Annotated in this window: 23 protein-coding genes; 13 read left to right on the top strand and 10 right to left on the bottom strand. The window is 61.7% G+C overall.

All coding sequences use genetic code 11. The features are described 5' to 3' along the window. The first annotated feature begins 10 nt into the window (after positions 1–10). On the top strand, positions 11–385 hold the full coding sequence (locus tag BM229_RS07510) for a hypothetical protein (RefSeq protein ID WP_093926972.1): 375 nt from the start codon (positions 11–13) through the stop codon (positions 383–385). Positions 386–404: 19 nt separating this feature from the next. On the opposite strand, the gene BM229_RS07505 is transcribed toward BM229_RS07510, so the two are convergent. Both BM229_RS07505 and glyA read right to left on the bottom strand, forming a co-directional pair. Continuing rightward, positions 405–803, bottom strand: a complete 399-nt coding sequence (locus BM229_RS07505; RefSeq protein ID WP_093926971.1) for a (R)-mandelonitrile lyase — start codon at positions 801–803, stop codon at positions 405–407. Between the two features lie 245 nt (positions 804–1,048). Then, positions 1,049–2,326 carry a serine hydroxymethyltransferase gene (gene glyA, locus BM229_RS07500; protein WP_093926970.1) on the bottom strand — a complete coding sequence of 426 codons (1,278 nt, stop codon included), beginning with the start codon at positions 2,324–2,326 and terminating at the stop codon, positions 1,049–1,051. A gap of 181 nt (positions 2,327–2,507) precedes the next feature. On the opposite strand from glyA, the gene BM229_RS07495 reads away from it, so the two are divergent. The 3 genes from BM229_RS07495 to BM229_RS07485 all read left to right on the top strand — a co-directional run bounded on the left by BM229_RS07495 (position 2,508) and on the right by BM229_RS07485 (position 4,074). Continuing rightward, complete coding sequence (locus BM229_RS07495; RefSeq protein WP_093927266.1) at positions 2,508–3,269, top strand: NAD kinase; 762 nt, start codon at positions 2,508–2,510, stop codon at positions 3,267–3,269. Positions 3,270–3,399: 130 nt separating this feature from the next. Next, positions 3,400–3,597 carry a CsbD family protein gene (locus BM229_RS07490; protein ID WP_093926969.1) on the top strand — a complete coding sequence of 66 codons (198 nt, stop codon included), beginning with the start codon at positions 3,400–3,402 and terminating at the stop codon, positions 3,595–3,597. A gap of 150 nt (positions 3,598–3,747) precedes the next feature. Next, a complete protein-coding gene (locus BM229_RS07485; RefSeq protein ID WP_093926968.1) occupies positions 3,748–4,074 on the top strand; it encodes a hypothetical protein in 327 nt (108 codons plus the stop codon). Here the strand turns inward: BM229_RS07485 and BM229_RS07480 are convergent, their stop codons facing one another. The 5 genes from BM229_RS07480 to BM229_RS07460 form a co-directional block, all read right to left on the bottom strand. Next, entirely contained in the window at positions 4,075–5,025 is a 951-nt protein-coding gene (locus BM229_RS07480) for a hypothetical protein (protein WP_139226266.1), read from the bottom strand. 138 nt (positions 5,026–5,163) lie between these two features. Continuing rightward, positions 5,164–5,805, bottom strand: a complete 642-nt coding sequence (locus tag BM229_RS07475) for a hypothetical protein (RefSeq protein WP_208604033.1) — start codon at positions 5,803–5,805, stop codon at positions 5,164–5,166. Positions 5,806–5,953: 148 nt separating this feature from the next. Then, positions 5,954–7,195 (bottom strand): saccharopine dehydrogenase family protein, encoded by a 1,242-nt coding sequence (locus tag BM229_RS07470; RefSeq protein WP_093927265.1) that lies wholly within the window; start codon positions 7,193–7,195, stop codon positions 5,954–5,956. A gap of 19 nt (positions 7,196–7,214) precedes the next feature. Then, the gene (locus BM229_RS07465; protein WP_093926965.1) at positions 7,215–8,309 is read right to left on the bottom strand and encodes a carboxynorspermidine decarboxylase; all 1,095 of its coding nucleotides are present in this window, start codon (positions 8,307–8,309) and stop codon (positions 7,215–7,217) included. A 225-nt stretch (positions 8,310–8,534) separates the two neighbouring features. Next, positions 8,535–10,427, bottom strand: a complete 1,893-nt coding sequence (locus tag BM229_RS07460; RefSeq protein WP_093926964.1) for a propionyl-CoA synthetase — start codon at positions 10,425–10,427, stop codon at positions 8,535–8,537. Between the two features lie 144 nt (positions 10,428–10,571). Between BM229_RS07460 and BM229_RS07455 the strand changes: the two genes are divergently transcribed. Both BM229_RS07455 and BM229_RS07450 read left to right on the top strand, forming a co-directional pair. Further along, entirely contained in the window at positions 10,572–11,378 is an 807-nt protein-coding gene (locus BM229_RS07455; RefSeq protein WP_244152131.1) for a MipA/OmpV family protein, read from the top strand. Positions 11,379–11,520: 142 nt separating this feature from the next. Continuing rightward, a complete protein-coding gene (locus BM229_RS07450) occupies positions 11,521–11,631 on the top strand; it encodes a malic enzyme (protein ID WP_067267274.1) in 111 nt (36 codons plus the stop codon). Between the two features lie 56 nt (positions 11,632–11,687). Here BM229_RS07450 and BM229_RS07445 read toward each other — a convergent pair whose 3' ends face one another. Further along, complete coding sequence (locus BM229_RS07445; protein WP_093926963.1) at positions 11,688–13,961, bottom strand: NADP-dependent malic enzyme; 2,274 nt, start codon at positions 13,959–13,961, stop codon at positions 11,688–11,690. Between the two features lie 220 nt (positions 13,962–14,181). Between BM229_RS07445 and BM229_RS07440 the strand changes: the two genes are divergently transcribed. From BM229_RS07440 to BM229_RS07420, 5 genes are all read left to right on the top strand, one after another. After that, the gene (locus BM229_RS07440; protein WP_093926962.1) at positions 14,182–14,574 is read left to right on the top strand and encodes a cytidine deaminase; all 393 of its coding nucleotides are present in this window, start codon (positions 14,182–14,184) and stop codon (positions 14,572–14,574) included. Positions 14,575–14,578: 4 nt separating this feature from the next. Further along, a complete protein-coding gene (locus BM229_RS07435) occupies positions 14,579–15,883 on the top strand; it encodes a thymidine phosphorylase (protein WP_093926961.1) in 1,305 nt (434 codons plus the stop codon). Continuing rightward, on the top strand, positions 15,883–17,073 hold the full coding sequence (locus BM229_RS07430; protein WP_093926960.1) for a phosphopentomutase: 1,191 nt from the start codon (positions 15,883–15,885) through the stop codon (positions 17,071–17,073). Before BM229_RS07435 ends, BM229_RS07430 begins: the two co-directional genes overlap by 1 nt. Before the next feature lie 70 nt (positions 17,074–17,143). After that, complete coding sequence (gene upp, locus BM229_RS07425; protein ID WP_093926959.1) at positions 17,144–17,785, top strand: uracil phosphoribosyltransferase; 642 nt, start codon at positions 17,144–17,146, stop codon at positions 17,783–17,785. Between the two features lie 87 nt (positions 17,786–17,872). Further along, positions 17,873–19,312, top strand: a complete 1,440-nt coding sequence (locus tag BM229_RS07420; RefSeq protein WP_093926958.1) for an SPOR domain-containing protein — start codon at positions 17,873–17,875, stop codon at positions 19,310–19,312. 75 nt (positions 19,313–19,387) lie between these two features. Here the strand turns inward: BM229_RS07420 and BM229_RS07415 are convergent, their stop codons facing one another. Both BM229_RS07415 and BM229_RS07410 read right to left on the bottom strand, forming a co-directional pair. Next, entirely contained in the window at positions 19,388–20,401 is a 1,014-nt protein-coding gene (locus BM229_RS07415; RefSeq protein WP_093926957.1) for a hypothetical protein, read from the bottom strand. A gap of 85 nt (positions 20,402–20,486) precedes the next feature. Continuing rightward, complete coding sequence (locus BM229_RS07410) at positions 20,487–22,112, bottom strand: AMP-binding protein (protein WP_093926956.1); 1,626 nt, start codon at positions 22,110–22,112, stop codon at positions 20,487–20,489. Positions 22,113–22,207: 95 nt separating this feature from the next. Here BM229_RS07410 and BM229_RS07405 point away from each other — a divergent pair, with 95 nt between their 5' ends. Together BM229_RS07405 and BM229_RS07400 are read left to right on the top strand one after the other, a co-directional pair. After that, positions 22,208–23,140 (top strand): DMT family transporter, encoded by a 933-nt coding sequence (locus BM229_RS07405; RefSeq protein ID WP_093926955.1) that lies wholly within the window; start codon positions 22,208–22,210, stop codon positions 23,138–23,140. Beyond that, on the top strand, positions 23,137–23,778 hold the full coding sequence (locus BM229_RS07400) for a sulfotransferase family protein (protein ID WP_093926954.1): 642 nt from the start codon (positions 23,137–23,139) through the stop codon (positions 23,776–23,778). Before BM229_RS07405 ends, BM229_RS07400 begins: the two co-directional genes overlap by 4 nt. The last annotated feature ends 27 nt before the right edge of the window (positions 23,779–23,805 follow it).

The following is a 23,805-nucleotide window of genomic DNA, read 5'->3' as shown; positions in this document are numbered from 1 at the left end:
AGATGCGCCCATGATTGACCGGCAAGATTTCAACACCCGCGCCGAGGCGCTACGCCCCCTGTTCGAGGACCGCTTGCGCATCAAAGCCCGCGATCTGCGTGAGGCTTTTCACCGTGCCGGGCCGGAACTGCCGCGCGGCATTCGTGGCGATGGCGTGCTGTTGGGCAAGACCGAACATCTGGTCGCCAATCCCCATATCGCCCGTCAATTGGAGGATGCCCCTGTTTGGGCGGCATTCAATCGGGTTACGGTCCATTTGAAAAAGATCGATCCTAAAGCCCGGCGGCGTGGGATTATCTTGGATCGCTTGGCCGGGATTGCCTTCAACATTCTCGTGGTCATTGTGGGCTTTGTGATCTGGCTTTGGTGGCGCGGCTACGTTTAAGCCGCCGCGCCGATGGGGTTCAGGCCGGGTCGTAATCCGCGTCCGTCACCTTTTCCATCCATTCGACAGCCTCGCCGACCTGCGCCTCTTGCAGGGCGATATGGGTCATCGCGCTGTCGGGCGCGGCGCCGTGCCAGTGTTTCTCTCCGGGGCCGAACCAGACGACATCGCCTTTGTTCAGCGTCTGCACCGGGCTGCCTTCGGTCTGGGCGCGGCCTGTGCCTTCGGTGACGATCAGGGTCTGGCCCAGAGGGTGGACATGCCACGCCGTGCGCGCGCCGGGCTGAAAGGTCACCGTCACGCCGCGCAGGCGGGCAGGCGCCGGTGCCGAGATCAGCGGGGTCATCTCGGCCTCTCCGGTGAAATAATCTTCGGGGCCGGGTTCAGAAGGGCGGCTGCCCTTGGGGTGAATGATCATGCGGTTCTCCTTTGCAGAAGAATGTGGCGCGGGGAGGGGGGATCGGCAAGGGGGGAGCTGTCTTGCGATGATCGCCCGACCGCCCCATGGGCGGGCGCTTTTGCTGCCGGGCACATCATCTTGGCCGCACATCATGGTTGAGAAATAAAGGGGTAGGAACGCAGGTTGCGTTGCCCACCCGCGGTCGGGCGCCGCCCGGCAGGAGGGCGAAAAAGGCCCCCGCATCGCTGCGAGGGCCAAATCGCTTACAGGTTCGGATACATTGGGAAACGCTGGCACAGCGCTTCGACCTCGGCTTTCACCTTGGCCTCGACCTCGGCATTGCCATCCGCACCATTGGCCGCCAGCCCGTCGACCACTTCGATAATCCAATCGGCGATCTGGCGGAACTCGGCCTCACCAAAGCCGCGCGTCGTGCCGGCAGGGGAGCCGAGACGAATGCCTGAGGTTACCATCGGCTTTTCGGGATCAAACGGCACGCCGTTCTTGTTGCAGGTGATATGCGCCCGGCCCAGAGCTTTCTCGGTGTCGTTGCCCTTCACGCCTTTGGGGCGCAAATCGACCAAGACAACATGGGTGTCGGTGCCGTGTGTCACGGTGTCGAGGCCACCTTTGATCAACTGATCCGACAGGGCCTGCGCATTGGCGATGACCTGTTTGGCATAGGCTTTGAACTCGGGCTGCTGCGCTTCGCCAAAGGCCACGGCCTTGGCCGCGATCACATGCATCAAGGGGCCGCCCTGAATGCCGGGGAAGATGGCGGAGTTGATCTTTTTCGAGATCGCCTCGTCATTGGTCAGGATCATGCCGCCGCGCGGGCCGCGCAGGGTCTTGTGTGTCGTGGTGGTGGCCACATGCGCATGGGGGAAGGGGGAGGGATGCTCACCCGCCGCCACGAGGCCCGCGAAATGCGCCATGTCGACCAGCAGATAGGCGCCCACGCTGTCGGCAATCTCGCGCATTTTGGCAAAGTCGATCTGTCGCGGAATGGCGGAGCCACCGGCAATGATCATCTTGGGCTTATGCTCAGCCGCCAGCTCGGCAACTTGATCGTAATCCAGCAGGTTGTCCTGCTTGCGCACACCGTATTGCACGGCGTTGAACCATTTGCCCGACTGGTTCGGCTTGGCCCCGTGGGTCAGGTGGCCCCCGGCATCAAGGCTCATCCCCAGAATGGTGTCGCCGGGTTGCAGCAGCGCGGTAAAGACACCTTGGTTCGCTTGGCTGCCGGAGTTCGGCTGCACATTGGCGAACTGGCAGTCGAACAGCGCGCAGGCGCGTTCGATGGCAAGGTTCTCGGCTACGTCGACATGCTCGCACCCGCCATAGTAGCGACGGCCCGGATAGCCTTCGGCGTATTTGTTGGTCATGATGCTGCCCTGCGCCTCAAGCACCGCAGCCGAGACGATGTTCTCGCTGGCGATCAACTCGATCTCGTCGCGCTGGCGGCCCAGTTCGGCGTCAATCGCAGCGGCGAGGGCCGGGTCGGAATCAGCAAGAGATTTGGTGAAGAAATCGGACATCAGGGGATCCTCATTGGGGCTGGTTTCGCGTGTTGCCTATCGGAAACGCGGGCCGAGGTGAAGGCTGTAAACCGACAGGTTGCAAGATATGTGCGTCAACACTGGTGGCGCACGGAATAATGTGATTGTTTTGGCCCCAAACGCCGATGATCGGAAACTTCGCCGGGATGAGCCTGCTGACATGTCCTTGAAGATCGCTTTTGTGGCCAGCCGGGCCAGCGTCGCACAGACGGCGCGGGCCGCTTTGATCGGGCGCTATGGCGATGTGCCACTGCGTCAGGCCGAGGTGATCGTGGCGCTTGGGGGCGACGGGTTCATGCTGCATACGCTGCACAGCACCCAAGACATGGACGCGCCGGTCTATGGGATGAACCGCGGGACCATCGGCTTTTTGATGAACGCTTACCGCGAGGGCGACTTGCAAGCGCGGCTGGCGGCGGCGGAAGAGGCGGTGATTAACCCTCTGGTCATGCGTGCCACGCATATCGATGGGACCATCTCGACCGCGCTTGCGATCAACGAGGTGTCCCTGCTGCGCGCTGGGCCGCAGGCGGCTAAGCTGCGCATCACGATAGATGGGCGGCAGCGGATGGAGGAACTGGTCTGCGACGGGGCGCTCGTGGCCACACCTGCGGGTTCCACCGCCTATAACTATTCCGCGCACGGGCCAATCCTGCCGATTGGGTCGGATGTGCTGGCCTTGACCCCGATTGCGGCCTTCCGCCCGCGCCGTTGGCGGGGGGCGCTGCTGCCCAAACGGGCGACGGTGCGCTTTGATGTGCAAGAGCCGCAAAAGCGGCCTGTGATGGCCGATGCCGACGGCCAGTCGCACCGCGACGTGATAACGGTTGAGGTCTCCTCCGATCCAAGTGTCAGCCACCGGATTCTCTTTGATCCCGGTCACGGGCTGGAAGAGCGGTTGATCTCGGAGCAGTTCAACTGATCCTACCCATTCGGGTCTGGCAGATTTCCGCCGCTGCGCTCCTGTGCCGGAACCCAAGTTTCGCGTCAGCGTTGTACCTGCAAGAGCGGGGTATTCCCGCATCTTCGCAGCCGTTGAAAGGAGACCTGCAATGAATTGGGACCGTATCGAAGGCAATTGGAAACAGATGACCGGCGCGGTGAAATCGCAATGGGGCGATCTGACCGACGACGAAATCGCCGAAGCCCGTGGCAACCGCGAGCAATTGGTGGGTAAGATCCAAGAACGCTATGGCATCGCCAAAGACGAAGCAGAGCGTCAGGTGGACGACTTCGCCGCGAAACACTGAGGCTCACAGCTTTGACTGAAAAAGGCGACCCTCTCGGGGGCCAGCCCTTTGCAGTAAATGATGCAACGCTCTCGCAGAGATTCTGCGTGAGCGTTTTTTTGTAGACGCGTTCGATCCCACTTCCTCCTTGTCGCAATAAAGGAGGTACCTATGGCGATTTTTGATGGTTTACGCGCTGAAATTGAGTGCGCAACCGAGGGTTCCGTCCCGTACATCTCTTGCTCATTCCGTGATCAAGGCACCACGCATCTGAACTTCTGGAAGATTTCTGATATCACCTTTCATGACGAGCATGCGCTCATCGAGCATCGTTCGGAAGCCGCAGTGCGGTTCTATCGTGCATCGGATCTGAACTACATCTGCGTGCATTTTGTCAGCGGTTCGTTTCCCGATTATCTCCGCAACGAACTTCCGGATTTCTGGAATGGTTTGAGCGAAGAAGTCCAGATGGCGATGATCAAGGATCATGCAAGCTAATCACCCGAAAAACTCGCTCGCCCGCATCTTCCCGCGGGCGAAGCCGAGCTTCATCGCGGGCGTCTCCTTGGTCTTGGATGAACCCATCCAGTTGTGAGCGAAGCGATAGATCTCGACGACCTTCACCATCGTTTCGGGGTTGTAGAGATAGTGCCTGTCCCAAGCGCGGCCGTTGCCACTTGGTGTATGCGCCGGTCGGGCCGCGAAACGGATGTTGGACCGCACTATGTGGAAGTAGGAATCAACGCTGCGGAGCGTTGCAAGGCGCATTAACCTCGCACGCCGATCAGGGGCCATATCGGATCGGTCTGTGAGGATTCGGATGCGTCTATGGGGCTCGCTTTTTGTGTGGAACGGCCAGGCGAATGGTTCGCCGAGGAGATGGTCTTCGAGCATCCCTTGGATAGAAATGTCCGTCAGTTCGATCTGGTCGGACACGTTCACTGACGGCCACTGCGAACGAGCTATTCCCGTAGCCAGTTCCAGTGCAGCTTTCCCATCACCAACCAGCATATTCCGTTGGTCACTAGACTGATGTTTATCGAACCGAACGACAATGACGTCCGTAGAGGCCTCCTTAATTCGCTTCGCAAAGGCAGCAACAAAAGACAGTGCTAAACCGGAATCGGCATCCAGAACAAAGACATAACGTTCATCGCCTTTCTTAAGAAAGTGGCGGAGGAGGAAGGCGTGCGCCAGTTGCATCACATCCTGTCGAAGCAGCGATCCGCGGTGGGGTAGTTGGAGATCAAGGTCTACGTCAGGCGCTTCTGATGGATGGACCTGAACGCCTTGGGTGATCTTGTCGAGATAAGTCTTGAACTCGGTCTCCGACCAGACCCGCGCCTGGCTTCGAAAGGCTCGTGGCAACTCGAAGTCGCCTGCGGCCGCCATCGCAGACTCGATGTCGGGCAGGTCGATATCAGGATCAAGTCCAAGGTGTGTCGCCATGATGTAGCCTGTGTTGGCGTGCGCCGTGCACAGATGCTGAACCGCGATCTGAGCCCGAGACTTCTTGTTCGGCCAGTTAAGGTGTAGCGTCTGTGAATCTGTCGCAAACCGCCGCCCTACCTTCATCCAATTCACATTTTAAAATGAACCTTCACGGTTAGCCGTATGGTCTATGACCCGATCGTAGATGAAATCGATCTTGCGATATACATCACGCGGGCAGAGTCCGGTGAAGTCACCGATCTTCGAGATGGGCAACCCGTTCGTGATCATCCAGAGCACATCCCGGTTCGCATTGCTTCGATGCTGGCGCCTGATCCGAGAGCCGAGTGAGAATGATGTCAGGCAGGTCTTGCATTTCCATCGCTGCGCACCTTTTGCCGTGCGGCCCGACTTGCGATAAAGCTCGGGATGCTGCGAGAGGGGTTTGTTTCGGTTTGCGCACGCGTCGGCCGGGCAGCAATCGCGCGGCCCCTCCTGCTGGAATCGTTTGCGAAGTCGGCGATATTCATCCACAACGGCCCCGTTGTTCTTAACGATCGAAGATTGCCCACACGCACCGCAGGTGAAGGTCTTTTCATCTCCAGAACCGATCACCTTACCGCGTGGGTAGTTTGGTTTAGTGTTTCCTTTTGGACGACCTAGTTTCTTGAATGGATCCGGAGGTTCCGCAAATAGATCGCATTGCGGATTTCGACAAAAGTTCACGTCGATCCCGTGTTTCGGGAACGGCAGCCTTCGTTGAGAATCTTGCGGAGAAATAATCGCGGGTGTGAGCACGGAGTTTCCCTCTGAAAATACCATATGTGGTAGCTATCGAGGGAAAGGTTGGTCAAAATCTGGCCAACCTAAGCTTTTTAAGAATTTTTTGCATCATTTACTGCAAAGGGCTGGTCTCGGGGGTCGCCTTTTACGTTTCAGGAGAGGCTCACGCCTCGTGCCAGGCGCGATCACCCTTGTCATCTTTGACCCGCGTCGGCAGGCCAATGTCATCGAGAAGGCCAAACAGCGGCTTCGGGTCCAACTCCTCGACGTTGACCATGGTGCCACCGTCATATGTGCCATCGGCGATCAGCATCGCGAAGGCCACGGGCGGCACACCGGCAGTGTAGGAAATGCCCTGAGAGCCGACCTCGTTAAAGGCGTCTTTGTGATCGGCCACGTTATACACGAACACCTCAACCTCTTCGCCATCCTTCACGCCTTTCACCAGATCACCGATGCAGGTTTTACCGGTGTAGTTCGGCGCAAGGCTCGACGGATCGGGCAGTACGGCCTTCACCACTTTCAGAGGCACGACTTCCAGCCCTTCGGCGGTGGTCACGGGCTGCTCGGAAAGCAGTCCGAGATTTTGTAGCACGGTGAAGACATTGATGTAATGATCGCCAAAACCCATCCAGAAGCGCACGTCGGCGTGGGGGTAGTTCGCGGCCAGCGAATGCACCTCATCATGGCCCGACATATAGGCCTTTTGCTTGCCGACCACGGGCAGGTCCCATTCGCGGCCCACTTCGAACATCTTGTTCTCTTTCCACTCGCCTTCCTGCCAGCTGTAGACCGTGCCGGTGAATTCGCGGAAGTTGATCTCAGGGTCGAAGTTGGTCGAGAAGTACTTGCCGTGGTCGCCTGCGTTGATGTCGACGATGTCGATGGATTTGACCTCGTCCATGAACTCATCAACCGCGAAACGGGCGAAGGCGTTAACCATGCCCGGATCGAAACCGGCGCCAAGGATCGCGGTCACGCCCGCTTCGGCGCAGGCTTCGCGGCGCTTCCACTCGTAGTTACCATACCACGGCGGCGTCTCGCAGATTTTGCGGGGGTCTTCGTGGATCGCGGTGTCGATATAGGCGGCACCGGTGTCGATGCAGGCCTGCAGCACGGTCATGTTCACGAAGGGGGAGCCTACGTTGATCACGATCTGGCAGCCGGTTTCCTTGATCAGAGCGGCCACGGCGTCTGTGTCCATCCCGTCGACGGCATGCGCCTTGAAGACGCCATCCTGCTTCATCGCGCCTTTCTCATGCACACTGGCGATGATCGCCTCGCATTTGGAAACCGTGCGGCTGGCGATATGAAGCTCACCCAAACGATCATTATTCTGAGCGCATTTATGCGCCACAACCTGTGCGACGCCGCCCGCGCCGATGATAAGAACATTGCGTTTCATAGTGTTGACCTCTTTCTTGTCACGACAGGGCGGCGGCGAAATCGTCATAGTCGAAATCGCGCACCATTCGGGTGGTTCCGTCCAGCTCGCGAATGGCGATGCTGGGCATTTTGACGCCGTTGAACCAGTTTTTCTTGACCATCGTGTAGCCAGCGGCGTCTTGGAACGAGAGCCGGTCACCGGCTTTCAGCGGCGCATCAAAGCGGAACTCGCCAAAGATATCGCCCGCAAGGCAGGACTTCCCGCAGATCATCCACTCGTGGTCGCCGGTGTTGGGAGCGATCTTGGCCGGTTCGCGGTAGATCAGCAGGTCGAGCATATGCGCCTCGATGGAACTGTCGACGATGGCGAGGTTCTTGCCGTTGAACATCGTGTCGAGCACGGTAACCTCCAGCGTCGCCGCCCCGGTAATCGCGGCCTCACCCGGCTCCAGATAGACCTGCACGCCAAAGCGGTCGGCAAAGGCTTTGAGCCGTAGTGCCAGATCGTCGAGCGGATAGCCTTCGCCGGTAAAATGGATGCCGCCACCGAGGCTGACCCACTCCATCTTGTGCAGCACAGCGCCGAAGCGGTCTTCGATCAGGGTCAGCATCTCATCAAAGCGCTCGAAGTCGTCGTTCTCGCAGTTGTTGTGGAACATCAGCCCGGTGATCCGGTCTGCGACCGCGTCAATCGCCGCCGGGTCATGCTCGCCCAGACGGCTGAAGGGCCGCGCGGGGTCGGCGAGGTCGAACTCCGAGGTCGAGACGCCGGGGTTCGCCCGCAGTCCGCGGATGTGGCTTGAGGATTGCGTGTCGAACTTGTCGAGCTGGCCGATGGAATTGAAGATGATCTTGTCAGCATGTCCCAGCACCTCGCCGATCTCATGCTCGGCATAGGCGACGGAATAGGCATGGGTCTCACCGGGGAATTTCTCGGCCCCGAGCCGCACCTCATAGAGCGAGGAGGAGGTTGAGCCGTCCATATACTCGGACATGAAATCGAAGACCGACCATGTGGCGAAGCACTTCAGCGCCAGCAGGCAACGCGCGCCCGAGAGGGCACGCAGGCGGGCGATCTTCTCCATATTGTCGCGGAGATTGGCCTTGTCGATCAGGTAATAGGGTGTCTGCACGTCGAAAACCTTTCTGCGCGGCCGGAGGGCAAGCTCCGGGAGGGAAAAGACCCACTGGATGTGCTGTCGTGGTTGGCCCCGCTGGGGGCATTTCCGGGGGCGCTTCGCATATTTTGCGCAAGCAACGCAATTGTAAAAAACGCGCGGGCTGGTCTGCGCGCGCGTTTCTGTGGGTCTGAGTTTAGCGCCAGTCCTACAAAGGTCCACCGCCATAAAGTTGATTGGTTACGACTGCGGGTAGCCGATACCCTTCAGCGCGTCACGAATCTCGTCCAAGATTGCCGGGTCGTCGATGGTCGCGGGCGGCTTGAAATCCTCTCCATCCGCGATTTTCACGATGGTCGCGCGGAGGATCTTGCCCGAGCGGGTTTTGGGCAGGCGGTCCACCACCACAGCCTGTTTGAACGCCGCCACCGGACCAATCTGCTCGCGCATTCGGGTGACGCATTCCGCGACGATTTCTTCATGCGAGCGGTTGACGCCTTTGGTCAGGCAGAGAAACCCGATGGGCATCTGCCCTTTAAGCTCATCGCTGACCCCCACCACGGCGCATTCGGCCACATCGGGGTGGCCCGCCAAGACCTCTTCCATCGCGCCGGTCGACAGACGGTGGCCTGCCACGTTGATCACGTCATCGGTGCGCGCCATGATCCAGACATACCCGTCCTCATCAATCCGCCCCGCATCGCCGGTCTCATAATAGCCGGGGAAGGTGGTGAGATAGGATTTGCGAAAGCGGTCCTCGGCGTTCCAGAGCCCCGGCAGGGTGCCGGGGGGCAGGGGCAGCTTGATGGCGATGGCGCCCAACTCACCGCCAGGCAGCGGTTCACCGCGCTCATCCAAAATCTGCACGTCATAGCCCGGCATCGGCACGGTGGGCGAGCCGACCTTGACCGGCAGCGCCTCAAGCCCCGCCGGGTTGCCGACGATGGTATAGCCGGTTTCGGTCTGCCACCAATGGTCGTAGACCGGCTTGCCCAGTTTCTCCTGCGCCCATTCGACGGTATCCGGATCGGCCCGTTCCCCCGCGAGATAGAGCGCACGCAGGCTCGACAGATCGTATTTCTTGATCTCCTCGCCATCCGGGTCTTCGCGTTTGACGGCGCGGATGGCGGTGGGGGCGGTGAAGAAGCTCGCCACGCCATGCTCTTCGATCACCCGCCAGAAGGTGCCCGCATCTGGGGTGCCGACGGGCTTGCCTTCGAACACAACGGTGGTGTTGCCCGCAATCAGCGGCGCGTAGCAGATGTAGCTGTGGCCCACGACCCAGCCCACGTCCGAGGCAGCCCAAAAGACCTCTCCCGGCTCGACGTTATAGATGTTTTTCATCGTCCAGTTCAGCGCCACCAGATGCCCCGCGGTGGGCCGCACCACGCCTTTGGGCGCGCCGGTGGTGCCAGAGGTATAGAGGATATAGGCCGGGTGGTTCCCCTCCACGGGCACGCAGGGCGCGGGACGCACGCCGTCTTGGGCGGCGTACCAGTCGATGTCCCGCTCGGGGTTCAACTCACAGGGTTTCTGGCCGCGTTGCAGGATGATGCAGGTGTCAGGCTTGTGGCTGGCCTGTTCGATGGCTCCGTCCAGCAAAGGTTTGTAATCCACCACGCGCGATGGCTCCACGCCGCAGGAGGCGGCGATGATCGCCTTGGGTTTGCAATCGTCGATCCGCACCGCTAACTCGCTTGAGGCAAAACCGCCAAAGACCACCGAATGGATCGCGCCAATCCGTGCGCAGGCCAGCATCGCTTCAACTGCTTCGGGGACCATGGGCATATAGATCACCACGCGGTCGCCCTTCTCCACGCCCTGCGCCACCAATGCCCCGGCGAGCGAGGCGACATGGGCCTGTAACTCGCTATAGGTCAGGGTCGATTTATTGCCGGTGATCGGGCTATCATAGATGATCGCGACGCGGCTGCCGTTGCCCTGTTCCACATGGCGATCCACAGCGTTGTAGCAGGTGTTCACACTGGCATCCGCGAACCACTCATAGATATGGTCGCCTCGGTCAAACAGCGCGCGCGTCGGCGCGATGTCCCAGTCGATCGCCTCTGCCTGCTCCAGCCAATAGGCTTCCGGGTCGACCTTCCAGCGGTCGTAGGTGTCGCGGTATCCCATGGTGTTCCTCCTCCTGTTGCACTGTGCGGCAAACCCGCGGGCCGGGTATAGCTGTACTGGCGCGCAAATATTTCCATTCACTCTGGCCGCTTAGAAAGAATTCGGCAAGCGGATCGCTATTGTTCCTGTCAGTTGCGGCGCGTCATGCTAGATTATCCCGAAACCCTATTTCTTTTGGAGCCTGCCCACATGCGTCTCGCCCTTTCTTTGCCCCTTGCCTCTTGCCTCGCCATGGTTGCCGCGCTGCCGGTGGCGGCGCAGGACCGTTCGTTTAACTTCGCCCTGCGCGGCGGGGTGGGGGCGGCCCCGGATTATCCGGGCGCCAGCAGCTATCGCGCGACGCCGGATTTGGCCTTTACCTTTGGCTCGCTGGAGTGGGGTGGGCGCAAGATCGGCACCAACATCGGCGAAGCGCCCAAGACCGGTTTCGGCTTTACCGGCGCGTTCCGCTATCTGGGCGAGCGTGACAGTTCCGATCACGCGGAGCTTGCGGGGCTTGAGGATATCGACGCGGCAGTTGAGCTTGGCTTTGGCGTGGTCTACCGCGAGGTGAACTGGCAGGTCTTCGGCAAGGTGCGCCGTGGCTTTGGCGGCCATGAAGGCGTGACCGGCGACATTGGCGCCGACGTGATCTTTCGCCCGGATGAGCGTTGGACCATCACCGCAGGCCCGCGTTTCAGCCTTGGCAATGACACCTATGCCGACACCTATTTCGGCGTCGACACGGCCACGCCGACCTTGGCGGCCTATGAGGCCGAAGGTGGTCTGCTGGGGGCGGGCGTCGAAGTGCAGGCGACCTACCGTCTGGATGATGCATGGGCGCTTGAAGGGGCCGTGGCCTATCAACGCCTGCTGAATGATGCCGGTGACAGCCCGATCACGCAGGCCGGTTCTGACGATCAATGGACCATGCGCTTCGGCGTCAGCCGCGCGTTCAACTGGCGGTTCTAAGCGACATTGCGCTGCCTCTCGGGGCGGCGCGCCTTTTGCGACATCTCGGTCGAAAACGGATCAGTTTGCGGCAGGATTCTTGTCATGATGAAGCTAGGCGCGGCATGATGCCAGCGCCCCTCGCATGACAAAGGGCCCGACCATGGGTGACAAAATCGGCAACAAGAAGAAGCAAGCCAAGGCCGCGGCAAAACCCGCCGCCAAGGCCCCGTCCTCCGTCGCGGACATCAAACCCGCCACGCCCCGTAAATAAGCAAACGCCCGAACACGCAGCGCCGTCCCCAAAGGGGGCGGCGTTTTGATTTGGGTTCAACCGTAATGCGCGACCGGTGTGCCCGCGATGGCGCCCACGTTGAGCAGCCCGCGCGCGGTGATCGAGGGCGACACGATATGCGCCCGGTTGCCCATCCCCATCAGGATCGGCCCCACCTCAAGCCCGTCACCCTTCATTTTCAAGATGTTGCGCACGCCCGAGGCCGCATCGGCATGGGCGAAGACCAGCACATTGGCGGCCCCTTCCATCCGGTTGCAGGGCAGCAGCCGCGCGCGCAACTCGGCGTCAAGCGCGGTGTCGATGTTCATCTCGCCTTCATAAACGAAATCATGGTCGCCTGCGTCGAGGATTTGCAGCGCCGCGCGCAGGCGCTTGCCCGACCCTTCGCCCTGATTGCCAAACTGGCTTTGTGAGCAAAGCGCGACTTTCGGCTCAATGCCAAAGCGCCGGACGTGGCGGGCGGCCCCGATGGCGATCTCGGCGATCTGTTCGGGGGTGGGGTGCAGGTTCACTTGGGTATCCGCGATGAAGAGCGGCCCGTCTTCGAGGATCATCATCGAGAGCGCGCCATGCGGGCGGAAACCGTCGCGGCCCAGCACCTGATTGACGTAGTTCAGATGCCAGCCAAACTCGCCAAAGGTGCCGCAGATCAGGCTGTCGGCCTCACCACGGTGCACCATGACCGCGCCGATGGCGGTGGTGTTCGTGCGCATGATGGCGCGGGCGATGTCGGGGCTGACGCCGCGGCGGCACATCAGGCTGTGATAGGTCTCCCAATAGTCGCGGTAGCGGGGGTCGTTCTCGGGGTTCACCAGATCGACGTTTTGGCCCAGTTGCAGGTTCAACCCGGCCTTTTCGATGCGCCGTTCGATCACCTCGGGGCGGCCAATGAGGATGGGCCGTTCCACCGTCTCTTCGATGATCGCTTGCGCAGCGCGCAGCACGCGCTCGTCCTCGCCTTCGGCAAAGACCAGACGGCGGGGGGAGGAGCGGGCGGATTCGAAAACCGGGCGCATAATCAGCGCCGATTTGAACACCGACCCGTCGAGCTTGCGTTTGTAAGCGTCGAGGTCTTCGATGGGGCGTGCGGCCACGCCCGTCTCCATCGCGGCCTTGGCCACGGCGGAAGAGACCACGCCGATGAGGCGCGGATCAAAGGGTTTCGGGATCAGGTATTCCGCGCCAAAAGTCAGCTGCTCGCCCTGATAGGCCGCTGCCGCCTCCGCGCTCGTCGTGGCGCGGGCGAGGGCGGCGATACCGTCGATACAGGCGATCTTCATCTCATCGTTGATCGTGGTCGCGCCCACATCCAGCGCACCCCGGAAGATGAAGGGGAAACACAGCACGTTGTTGACCTGATTGGGAAAATCGCTGCGCCCTGTGGCGATGATCGCGTCGGGTGCCACGGCGCGGGCCAGATCGGGCAGAATTTCGGGCGTCGGGTTCGCCAGCGCAAAGATGATCGGGCGCTTGGCCATCTTCGCGACCATCTCGGGCGAGAGCACGCCGGGCCCGGAGAGGCCAAGAAAAAGGTCCGCCCCGTCGATCACATCGTCCAGCGTGCGCAGGTCGGATTTCTGCGCATATTCCGCTTTGCTAGGGTTCATGTCTTCGGTCCGGCCTTCATAGACCAGCCCGTTGATGTCACACAGCCAGACGTTTTCGCGCTTCACACCGAGTTTCAGCAGCATGTTGAGGCAAGCGATCCCCGCAGCCCCGCCACCGGTCGAGACGATCTTGATGTCCTCGAACTTCTTGCCCGCCACATGTAGCGCGTTCTTTACCGCCGCACCCACGACGATGGCGGTGCCGTGCTGGTCGTCGTGAAAGACGGGAATGTTCATGCGCTCGCGGCAGATCTTCTCAACGACGAAACAGTCGGGGGCCTTGATGTCTTCGAGGTTGATCGCGCCAAAGCTCGGCTCCATCGCGCAGACGATCTCGGCCAGTTTTTCGGGGTCGGATTGATCCAACTCGATGTCAAAGCAGTCGATATTGGCGAATTTCTTGAAGAGCACGGCCTTGCCCTCCATCACCGGTTTCGAGGCCAGCGCGCCGATATTGCCCAGCCCCAGCACCGCAGTGCCATTGGTGATCACGGCCACCAGATTGCCGCGCGAGGTATAGCGGGCGGCAGTATCCGGGTCGTTCTTGATCTCGATACAAGCCTCGGCCACGCCGGGCGAATAGGCGCGTGCCAGATCGCGGCCATTGGCCAGTGGTTTGGTCGCGCGGACCTCCAGCTTACCGGGCCGGGGGTGTTCGTGGTAGTCCAATGCTGCTTGGCGCAAGTTGGGGGTGTCGGACATCGTTCATGCTCCTCCCGAATAATGGTTTAGCGTTAAACTAATTTTTGCGCGCAAGCAAAGCGGCATTTGAGCGGGTCGGTTTTCGCGGCGGGTGGCTTTGCCCCAGCGTCGCCCTTGCGGGCCATTTTACGCAGGCTTTAAGAGGCGATTGAGGTGACATGTGGTTTTGCATCGCACAGGGCGGGGCAATTTTCTATAGTCCGAGAAAAGGGAGAGCCTAATGACTGATTTGCGCGACGCGGCTGTGTTGGTGCGGGAAAATGCCCATGCGCCCTATTCGAATTTCAAGGTCGGCGCGGCGATCCGCACCGCGTCGGGCGCGGTGTTCAGCGGCTGCAATGTCGAGAACGTCGCCTACCCGCAGGGGACCTGCGCCGAAGCCGGGGCGATTGCCGCCATGGTCGCGGCGGGCGAGCGTGAGATCGCCGAGGTCTATGTCGTAGCGGGCAGCGATATGCCGGTGACGCCCTGCGGCGGTTGCCGCCAGAAACTGGCGGAGTTTTCGGGCGGCGATGTGTCGGTGACCATGGCGACCGTAGCGGGCAAGGAACAACAGACCACCATGGGCGAGTTGCTGCCGGGTGCCTTTGGCGCTGCCCATATGCAGGGTTAACCGCATGAGCGCGCGGGATATTCTGGCACGGCTGCGCCATGGCGAGGCATTGGATGCAGAGGCCCTGACGTGGATGGCAGGCGCGCTGGCCGACGGCCGTGTCAGTGACGCGCAGGCCGGGGCCTTTGCCATGGGCATCTGCCTCAATGGCTTGGACCAGCCGGGCCGCGTGGCGCTGACCCTTGCGATGCGCGATTCGGGGCAAGTGTTGGACTGGGACTTAGACGGTCCGGTGCTCGACAAACATTCCACTGGCGGCGTCGGCGACTGCGTGTCGCTGATCCTTGCCCCGGCGCTGGCGGCTTGCGGGGCATATGTGCCGATGATCTCGGGCCGGGGGCTGGGGCATACGGGCGGCACGCTCGACAAGCTGGAGGCGATCCCCGGCGTTAGCACGCAGTTGGAAGAGGCCCGCTTTCGCGCGGTCGTGCGGGAGGTGGGCTGCGCCATCGTCAGCGCCAGCGGCGACATCGCCCCGGCGGATCGGCGACTTTATGCGGTGCGGGATGTGACTTCGACCGTGGATTCGCTCGACCTGATCACCGCCTCGATCCTGTCGAAAAAGCTCGCCGCCGGGCTGGATGGGCTGGTGCTGGATGTGAAGGTCGGCTCGGGCGCTTTCATGAAGGAACTGTCGCAGGCGCGCGCCTTGGCCGAGGCGCTGAGCGGCACCGCCACGGCGGCGGGTTGCCCGACGACGGCGGTGATCAGCGATATGAACCAGCCGCTGGTGCCGAGCCTTGGCAACGCGTTGGAAGTGGCCGAGGTGATGCGGGTGCTCACCGGGGCGGCCACCGGGCCAATCCTTGATGTGACGTGTGAATTGGGCGGTGGGCTTCTTGCCAACGGGGGTTTGGCCGCGACGGCTGAGGCGGGTGCCGACGCCCTGCGCGCGGTGGTCGCCGATGGCCGCGCGTTGGAGCGTTTCTCCCGAATGCTCAGCGCCATGGGCGCACCTGCCGATTTCGCCGAGAACTGGGAGCGCCTCCTGCCCAAAGCCCCTGTGATCCGAGCGGTCCCCGCGCCGTGCGGAGGCTACGTTAGCGCGATCGACGGCGCGGCACTCGGCATGGCGGTGGTCAATCTCGGCGGAGGTCGGGTGATCGAGGCAGACCAGATCGACCCGGCAGTAGGCCTGTCGGAAGTGCTGCGCTTGGGCGATGAGGTCCGTGCGGGTCAGCCCTTGGCGCTGATCCATGCGCCGGGGGACGCGGCTGCGGATGCGGCAGAGGCGGCGGTTCTGGCGGCGATCACGCTTGGTGACAGGGCGGTTGAAACGCCGGATTTGATCTTGGAAAGGATCGGCTGATGGGACGTGCATTCTTGGTCGTGATCGACTCCGTGGGCATCGGCGGCGCCCCGGACGCGGGGGATTTCTTTAACGGCGATCTGCCGGACACCGGGGCCAATACGCTGGGCCATATCGCGCAGGCCTGTTCGGCTGGTAAGGCAGAAGAGGGACGCAGCGGGCCGCTTGCGCTGCCCAATCTTGACCGGTTGGGTCTAAGCGCTGCGCTGAAGCTCGCCAGCGGGATGGAGGCGCCGGGTTTGAGTGCTGCGCCCGAAGGCCGCTGGGGGGCTGCGACAGAAATCTCTCAGGGCAAGGATACCCCTTCGGGCCATTGGGAATTGGCCGGACTGCCGGTGCCATGGGCTTGGCATTACTTCCCCGATGAGACGCCTGCCTTTCCCGCAGACCTGACCGCAGAGGTCGCGCGGCTGGCGGGCACCGATGGGATCTTGGGCAATTGTCACGCCTCTGGCACCGCCATCATCGAACGGCTGGGGGCAGCGCATTGCGAAAGTGGCTGGCCGATCTGCTATACCTCCGCCGACAGCGTTTTCCAGATCGCCGCCCATGAAGAGACCTTTGGCCTCGACCGCCTGCTAAAACTTTGCCAAGACATCGCACCGCGCCTGCATGAGATGAAGGTGGGCCGTGTCATCGCGCGGCCCTTCACCGGCGAACCGGGCGCATTCCAGCGCACCGCGAACCGGCGCGACTATGCCATCACGCCGCCCAAACCGATGCTGACCAATTGGGTGCAAAACGCCGGGGGGCGGGTCTATGCGGTGGGCAAGATCGGCGACATCTTTACCATGCAAGGCATCGATGAGCTGCGCAAAGGGCCGGATGCCAAGCTGATGGAACACCTGCATGATCTGGTGGATGAGGCCGAAGACGGCAGCCTGACCTTTGCCAATTTCGTGGAGTTCGACAGCCTTTATGGTCACCGCCGCGATGTGTCGGGCTATGCCCGCGCGTTGGAGTGGTTCGACGGTGAGATCGGCAAGGTGATCGCGGCGCTGCGGGACGGTGACATGCTGGTCGTGACGGCGGATCATGGCAATGATCCCACTTGGGCGGGCAGCGATCACACCCGCGAAAGGGTGCCGCTGCTGGTCGCCGGGACCGGGGCAGGGGAACTGGGTCAGATCGGCTTTACCGATGTCGCAGCCCTCGTCGCCGGGCATCTGGGGGTAAAGGTGCCAGCCTAGCCGCGCAGCCTTTGCTTGCGAGCGGGGCGCTTGTGCGGCTAGAAGCGAGGCAAATAAAGGAGCCTGCCGCATGACCGATACCCCCAATCACCTGACGATCGTCGACCATCCGCTGGTGCAGCACAAGCTGACCATCATGCGCGACAAGGACACGCCCACAGCAGTGTTCCGGCAATTGCTGCGTGAGATCAGCCAGTTGCTGGCATATGAGGTCACGCGCGGCCTGCCGATGACGACCAAACGCATCGAAACCCCGATGCAAGAGATGGACGCGCCGACGCTCGATGGCAAAAAGCTTGCGCTGATCTCGATCCTGCGGGCGGGCAATGGTCTGATGGACGGGGTGTTGGAGCTGATCCCCTCGGCCCGGGTCGGTTTTGTCGGTCTGTATCGTGACGAAGAGACACTGCAGCCGGTGCAATATTACTTCAAGGTGCCCGAAGGGCTGGATGATCGTCTGGTGATCGCTGTGGACCCGATGCTCGCCACCGGCAACTCCTCGGTCGCGGCGATTGATCTGCTGAAACAGGCGGGCGCCACCAATATCATTTTCCTCTGCTTGCTCGCCTCGCCCGAAGGCGTGGCCACGATGAAGGAAGCCCATCCCGATGTGCGCATCGTTACGGCCTCGCTGGACGAAGCGCTGAACGAGAAGGGCTATATCATTCCGGGTCTCGGCGACGCGGGCGACCGGATGTTTGGCACCAAGTGATCGGGTAAGATCAGCAATTTAGCGCGCGGTGCTTTACTCAGGCCGCGCGCTGATGCATCGTTCTACCAGATAGTGTGGGGGCATTAGATGACATTTACAAAAAGTATTGCCATGGCAGTGATCGTGGCCGCTTTGGGCGTCGGCGGATCGCAGACGCAGGCACAAGACAGCCGCAGCCAGCCAGCCGAATTTCCGCCGTCCTCTTACAAGGGCAAGCAATATGTAGACAGCGCGGGATGTGTGTTCATCCGCGCAGGGATCGATGGCAATGTGTCATGGGTGCCGCGCATGAGCCGGGCACGGGATCAGGTCTGTGGGTTCCAGCCCACCAATGGCGTTCAAGTAGCAGCGGCCTCGGCGGCCAAAGCTGCCGAAACGGTTCCAACCAGCGCCGCGCCGCCATCGGCCGAGCCGACCCGCGTCGCCGAAGCCTCTGCCGCCCCAGCAAAGACGCGCAAAGCGCCGGTCGCCCGCCCCGCACCGCAAAAAGTGGTCCGCCGTGTGGCCCCCGCACCAATCCGAACAGCCGCGCCCAAGGTCGTGCGTCAAACCGCGCCGCGCCCTGTGCCTGTGGTGCCAAGCAAACCCGTGGCTCTGGCCGCGCCAGCGCCAACCGGATTTGCCACTGCGTGTCCTGCGGCATCGCCTCTGTCGCAGCGCTATATGCGGCGCGGCGATGGGTATACTGTGCGCTGTGGCCCGCAGGCCGAGCCTATTACGGGCCGTCTTGCTCCCTCTGGCCCGCAGCGCGCTACGGCTCCGCAGCCCTACCGCAGTGCAGGTATGATGTCGGGTGTTGCAGGCGCTCCGGCGCGGATTGTCGCGCCTCGTGTGGTTGCTGCACCGGTTCCAAGCGCACCGCCCGTCAAAGCCGTGAGCGCAAGAACGCGTATCGTGCCGAAACATGTGGCGATCAACCGTCAGAACACCACCAACGTGAAAGTGCCGCATGGCTACAAGAAAGTTTGGGAAGACGATCGCCTGAACCCGCACCGCGCCGAGCAGACCTTGAATGGCCGTGCAGACATGTTGCTGATCTGGACCCAGACGGTGCCGCGCCGTTTGGTGAATAAGGCGACCGGGGAAGACGTGACCGCTAAAGTGCCGCTGATCTACCCCTACCTCGACATTGAAACTCAGCGTCGGAAACTCGGGGTGGTCAAAATCGTGGAGCGTGACGGGCAGGTGGTCAAACGGGTTATCCGCTACCGCAATGCCGCGCCGGTTCATCGTGATGCACGCCCGGTTAAGGCCAAGCCGGTCTATTCCAGCCGCTCGGCCTCGGCCACGCAAACGACCTCTAAGGCGGGATACGTTCAGGTTGGTGTCTTTGGTAGCCCCGCCAACGCACAGCGCGCCGCGCGTGAGATTTCAGGCATGGGATTGCCCGCCCGCATTGGCAAGCAGACGCGGGGCGGCAAGACCTACCACAGCGTTCAGGCCGGTCCCATCGCGGGCGGGTCGGTTCAATCAGCGGTTAGCCAACTGCGCCGCGCGGGCTACGGGGATGCCTACCTGCGCCGCTGAGCGAATTGAAATGAGGACAAAAGGCCAGCCGCGGCATTGCCCGGCTGGCCTTTTTTGTGGGTCTGTTAAAGTTTCTTATCCGCCGCAGATATTTTGCAGCCGCAGCCAATCAGCGTCAGAAAGCAGTGGCGCGGTAAGCTTGCCGTTCATCGGATCGCCTTCGATCAGGGGCAGGGTGGTTTCGCCAGTGATGTCACGCGCGTAGGCATAGGGTTTGCTGCGCAGCTCTGCCTTGGCAAAACGCGCCAGCTGTGTGTCGACCTGCGGGGTCGCGGACGGGCGCAGCAGCAATTGTTCGGCGTAGGCGTCAAGCGCCTCGGAAGAGATATCGCCGGTGGTCAGCAGGCGGAAATTTTCGCGCAGGCCGACGGCTTCGAGCAGGGCGCGCAGCGGGTCATGTTCCATCCGCGCGACATCTTCGGTCAGCACATAGCCTGCGGCAACATCGGGTTCTTCGTGATCCTCTAGCACCGCACGATCAAGCACGATAAGGCGTCCGGGCAAATGTAGGCTGGCGCGGGTCATATCAGGTAGGATCGCCACGCGCCCAACGTCCAAACGGTTCGATAGCCGTGTTAATGCGGCACTGCCCCCGGCGCTTTCGCAGGCTGGGCCAGAGACCCGTTCGAGCCTTTTCAGCAGCGCGGTTCCAAGCGAGGCGCGTTTTACATCCGGCACGACTTTGATCGCATGATCGCGCAGCGCGCCGGGCATCCAAAACAACGCGAGTGCTGCCACCACGGCCACCGATGCCACCATGCCCACCCAACGCAAGCGGCCCGGTTTTGGACGGCTGCGGTTGATCGCGCGGCGCAGCTTTTCGATCGCTTCGATCATGTCGGTTTCGTTGTCGGGCAGCTCCAGCGTTTCGCCCGGATCACCATCAGGATGATAGAGCGCAGGCAGTTGGCCCGTGTTGGCCCGTTCAATCGCCGCCAGCGACCAATGGGTGAGCGCTTGATCCTTGAGATCGCTAATCACCAGCGTCGCATCGCCGATAGAGACGATCACCTCGCGCCGCTGCGCATCGGGCGTGGCGCGCCAAAGGCCCGTCGCTTCGAGCCGGGCGTATTTTGTCAAGGCGGTCATGGGGTTCTGCTGCGGGCCTGTCAGTTTTCGCCACTCTACCACGCGCTGCGGGATCAGCAATGGGAGGTGACATAATGCGCGCGCGTTAGAGTGTTGCAGCCCGCTTGCGCAGTTCGAATTTCTGGATTTTCCCGGTGGAGGTTTTGGGTAAGTCGTCAAAGATTACGCGTTTTGGGGTTTTGAACCCGGCAAGCCGCTCGCGGGTGAAGGCAATTAACGCGTCTTCGGTGGCGTCCGCCCCGGGCTTTAATTCAACAAAGGCGCAAGGTACTTCGCCCCATTTGTCATCCGGCTGGGCCACAACGGCGGCAAGATGGACCGCCTCATGCCCCATCAACACGCCCTCGACCTCAACGCTCGAGATATTTTCTCCGCCTGAGATGATGATGTCTTTGGCGCGGTCGGCGATCTGGATGTAACCGTCTGGGTGCTGCACCGCGATGTCGCCGGAATGGAAGTACCCGCCCGCGAAGGCTTCGGCGGTGGCCTCGGGGTTCTTGAGGTAGCCTTTCATCACCGCATTGCCGCGGATCATAATCTCGCCCTGCGCTTTGCCATCGCGCGGAGTCTGGGCCATCTGAGGGTCAGTGACGGTGATGTCTTCCATCATCGGCATGGGGATGCCTTGGCGCGCTTTGATCGCGGCGCGTTCGCTTTCTGACAGCGCGTCCCAATCCCCTTGCCAGAGGCATTCCGTGACATGGCCGAAGGTTTCGGTCAGCCCGTAGACCTGTGTGACGTTGAAGCCGAGCTTTTCGATCTTCGACAGGGTCGCGGGGGCAGGGGGCGCGCCAGCGGTGAAGACCTCGACAGTGTGATCGAAAGCGCGGCGGTCTTGTGCGGCGGCATTGATCAACATGTTCAGCACGATCGGCGCACCGCCGAAATGGGTGACGCCGTGATCGGCAATGGCGTCATAGATCGCACCCGCCGTGATGTCGCGGCAGCAAACCAGTGTGCCGCCCAGTAGAGGCATCATCCATGTGTGGTTCCAGCCGTTGCAGTGAAACAGCGGCACGATCTGCATAAAGACCGGGCGCAGCACCATTTGCCAACTCACCACCGTGCCCATGGTCATCAGGTAAGCGCCACGGTGGTGATAGACCACGCCCTTGGGCCGCCCCGTGGTGCCAGAGGTATAGTTTAGCGCAAGGCTTTCCCATTCGTCTTGTGGCATGAGCCAATCAAAGGCCGGATCGGCCTCTGCCAGCATGTCTTCGTAAAGCGGATGCCGCGTGGTTGCGGGATGCCCTGCTGCAGCGTCAGGCACTTCGATAATCGCGGGGGGCGTGCCCTCCATCTTGGCGCAGGCGGTTTCGGCAAGGTCGATGAATTCGCTGTCGACCAGCAGCACCGCCGCACCGCCATGATCAAGGATGTAGGAAACCGTTCCGGCATCAAGACGGATGTTGATGGTGTTCAGCACCGCACCACAGGCAGGCACGCCAAAATGCGCTTCGGCCTGTGCGGGCAGGTTGGGAATTAACGTGGCCACTACATCGCCCGGTGTGACGCCCATCTTGGCAAGAGCCGAAGCCAGCCGGGTACAGCGCTCATGGTACTGCGCATAGTTTACCCGGTGATCGCCATGGATCACCGCTGTCTGATGGGCAAAGACCTGCGCCGCGCGGCGTAGATGTGACAAAGGCGACAGCGGTACATAATTTGCCGCGCATTTTTCAAGCCCGCGCTCATCCGTCATCCATCCCATGCGACCCCTCCCAAGGCATTGGTTGCGATTTGGGGTTGAGTATTGCTGTCAGGACGTGACTTTGAAAAGAGGGCAGGAAGTGAAAAGGAGGGCAGATGCAAGACGCAGCGGTGAAATCGGGGCTGGCAGCGCTTTGCGCGGTGAGCGGTATGGCGGCTTTGGGGCTGACGGATAATTTCGTCCCCTTCATTACTGAGCGCGGTTCGCTTTGGCAGTTTCATTTCGTGCGCGGTGTCATGGCCGTGGCCTTTCTGATGGTGCTGGCGGTCTTGGGTTTCGGCATTCTCCGGCCCCGGCGGTTCTGGGCTGTGGCGGGGCGTAGCCTGTTTCAGGCCGGTGCCATGTTGATATATTTCGGCTGTCTGGCATTCCTGCCCATCGGGGTGGTGGTGGCAGGGCTCTTCACCTCGCCGCTCTTCGTGCTGATGATCTCGGCCCTGTTTCAAGGCAAGCGCGTCGGCCCGTGGCGGTGGGGCACGGTAGTCGTCGGCTTTGCCGGGGCGTTGATGGTGATCCGCCCCAACCCAAGCGATCTGGATCCCATCGCCTTTCTGCCCCTGCTGGCCGGGGGGCTTTATGCGATTGGTGCCGTAGCCACGCGGGCGTGGTGCGAGGGCGAAAGTACGATGGTCATGACCGCAGGGTTCTTTGGAATGTTGGCGGTGATGGGTGCGATTGGCGTTCTGCTGCTGCCGGGGGCAGAGGTGACGGGGGCCGAAGGTTTTGTCAGTCGCACATGGGGCCCACTTGACGGGCCAATGTGGTTCTGGATCGCGGTGCAGGCGGCGGGGTCCTTGGTGGGGATCGGGCTCTTGGTGCGCGGCTACCAATTGGGCGAGGCCGGTCATGTGGCGATTTTTGAGTATTCGCTGCTGATCTTCGCCAGTTTCTGGGCCTATGTGCTTTGGGATCAGCAGGTACCGCCGCTGGCCTTTGCGGGCATGGCGTTGATTGCACTGGCGGGGGCGGTGATCGCCCTGCGCAGCGAAGAGCCGTCTACCTTGCGCGCGCCGGAGGCGGTGGAGTGATCATCAGCCGGGGCCGAAGCTATGTCTTTGTGCATATCCCCAAGACCGGGGGCACCTCGCTGGCGCTGGCGCTAGAGGGGCGGGCGATGAAGGACGATCTGATGCTGGGCGACACGCCAAAAGCGCTAAAGCGACGGCGGCGGTTGCAGGGCGTGCAGGCGGCGGGGCGGCTCTGGAAGCACTCAACGCTGGAGGATGTCCACGGGTTGCTGCGGCCAGAGGAGTTGGATGGGTTGTATTGCTTCACGCTGGTGCGCAACCCTTGGGACCGGGTGGCGAGCTATTACCGCTGGCTGCGCGGGCAGGGGTTTGATCATCCGGCGGTGGGGCTGGCCAAGGCCACGGATTTCGCAGGGTTTCTGCGGCATCCGCAGACGCAGGCGAGTTTACGGGCGTGGCCCGCGCGGCGGTATATGAAGGATGCGGCGGGGCGGGAGCGGTGCGACCTTTATATTCGGTTGGAGCATTTTGCAGTGGATGCGCAGCCGTTGTTTGAGCACTTGGGGTTCGCGCTGGAGTTGCCGCTGGTGAATGCCTCAGAAGGGGCGGTGGCCTATACGCCCGAGTTGCGCGACGTGGTGGCAGATATCTGCGCCGAGGACATCGCGCGGTTTGGCTACGCTTACCAAGGGCACTAGGCCCGGGACAAGCCGCAGGCGTCGGGC

It is taken from the genome of Sulfitobacter dubius (genome assembly GCF_900113435.1).
Classification (GTDB): Bacteria; Pseudomonadota; Alphaproteobacteria; order Rhodobacterales; family Rhodobacteraceae; genus Sulfitobacter; species Sulfitobacter dubius.
This window is presented reverse-complemented; position numbering and strand designations above follow the sequence as displayed.